Origin of the sequence: Acinetobacter sp. 826659 (assembly GCF_000588515.1) — a bacterium.
Classification (GTDB): domain Bacteria; phylum Pseudomonadota; class Gammaproteobacteria; order Pseudomonadales; family Moraxellaceae; genus Acinetobacter; species Acinetobacter pittii.
Genome location: NZ_JFYD01000023.1, coordinates 1 through 1,975, shown reverse-complemented (window position 1 = coordinate 1,975; position 1,975 = coordinate 1). Strand labels below are relative to the sequence as shown.

Genomic DNA, 1,975 nt, shown 5'->3' with positions numbered 1-1,975 from the left:
AGATGCAGCAGGCAATGCAGGTACAGATACAGCAGTGGTAACAATTGATACCACCGCACCAAATGCACCTGTACTTGATCCAATCAATGCAACTGACCCAGTGAGCGGTACAGCAGAACCTGGTTCTACAGTGACTGTGACATATCCTGATGGCACCACTGCAACAGTCGTGGCAGGCACAGATGGCAGCTGGTCAGTACCAAACCCGGGCAATCTGGTAGATGGCGATACAGTGACTGCAACAGCAACTGACCCTGCAGGCAATACTTCATTGCCAGGTACAGGCACAGTCTCTGCCGACATCACACCGCCGGTGGTTGCACTTGATGATGTGTTGACGAATGACAGCACACCAGCACTCACTGGTACAGTGAACGATCCGACAGCAACAGTGGTTGTGAATGTGGATGGGGTTGACTATCCGGCAGTGAACAATGGTGACGGCACCTGGACGCTTGCAGACAATACACTGCCTGCGTTAACTGATGGTCCACATACCATTACCGTGACGGCAACTGATGCAGCAGGTAATGCGGGTACCGATACAGCAGTGGTGACCATTGATACCACCGCACCAAATGCACCTGTACTTGATCCAATCAATGCAACTGATCCGGTGAGCGGTACAGCAGAAGCGGGTTCAACAGTGACTGTCAGCTTCCCTGATGGCACCACTGCAACAGTCGTGGCAGGCACAGACGGCAGCTGGTCAGTACCAAACCCGGGCAACCTGGTGGATGGCGATACCGTGACTGCAACAGCGACTGACCCTGCAGGCAATACTTCATTGCCAGGTACAGGCACAGTCTCTGCAGACATTACACCGCCGGTGGTTGCGCTGGATGATGTACTCACGAACGACAGCACACCAGCACTCACTGGTACAGTGAACGATCCGACAGCAACAGTGGTTGTGAACGTGGATGGTGTTGACTATCCGGCAGTGAACAATGGTGACGGCACCTGGACTTTACCGAACGATATCTTACCAACTCTGTCAGAAGGCGCACACAGTGTGACTGTGACAGCAACAGATGCAGCAGGTAATACAGGTACGGATACAGGTGTTGTGACAATTGATACCGTTGCCCCAAATGCACCGGACATTGATCCAGTGAATGCGGTAGATCCGATTACAGGTACAGCAGAACCAGATTCAACCGTGACTGTGACGTATCCTGATGGCACGACTGCAACTGTAGTTGCAGGCACAGATGGCACATGGTCAGTACCAAACCCAGGTAACCTGGTAGATGGCGACACAATTTCGGCAACAGCCACTGACCCTGCAGGCAATACTTCATTGCCAGGTACAGAGATTGTTGACGGAGATGGCTTACCACCAGTGGTATCGTTAACTGATGAAGTGACGAATGATGCAACGCCGGACTTGTCAGGTAGCATCAATGATCCAAATGCAACGATTGTAGTGACTGTGGATGGTATTGATTATCCGGCAGTGAACAATGGCGATGGCACCTGGACTTTACCGAACGATATCTTACCAACTCTGTCAGAAGGCGCACACAGTGTGACTGTGACAGCAACAGATGCAGCAGGTAATACAGGTACGGATACAGGTGTTGTGACAATTGATACCATTGCCCCAAATGCACCGGACATTGATCCAGTGAATGCGGTAGACCTGCATTGACCGGTACGATCGATGATCCTACTGCGACTGTGGTGGTGACTGTGGATGGTGTGGATTATCCAGCGACTAACAATGGTGACGGTACCTGGACGCTTGCAGACAATACACTTCCAGTGTTGGCAGACGGTCCACATACAGTGAGCGTGACTGCAACAGATGTGGCAGGCAACGTTTCAACACCAGTAACCGGTACAGTGACTGTTGATGCGACAGCACCAAGCCTTGCGATTAGCGCAGATGACCTTGCACTTGCGGCAGGGGAAACAGCGAACATTAGCTTCACGTTCAGTGAGGCGGGAGCAGGCTTTGATGCAAGCGACA

General features: G+C 51.9%; 1 pseudogene. It reads left to right on the top strand.

Annotation, left to right across the window (positions count from 1 at the left end):
• A pseudogene (locus J663_RS19675) lies at positions 1–1,975 on the top strand (Ig-like domain-containing protein); the annotation flags it as partial.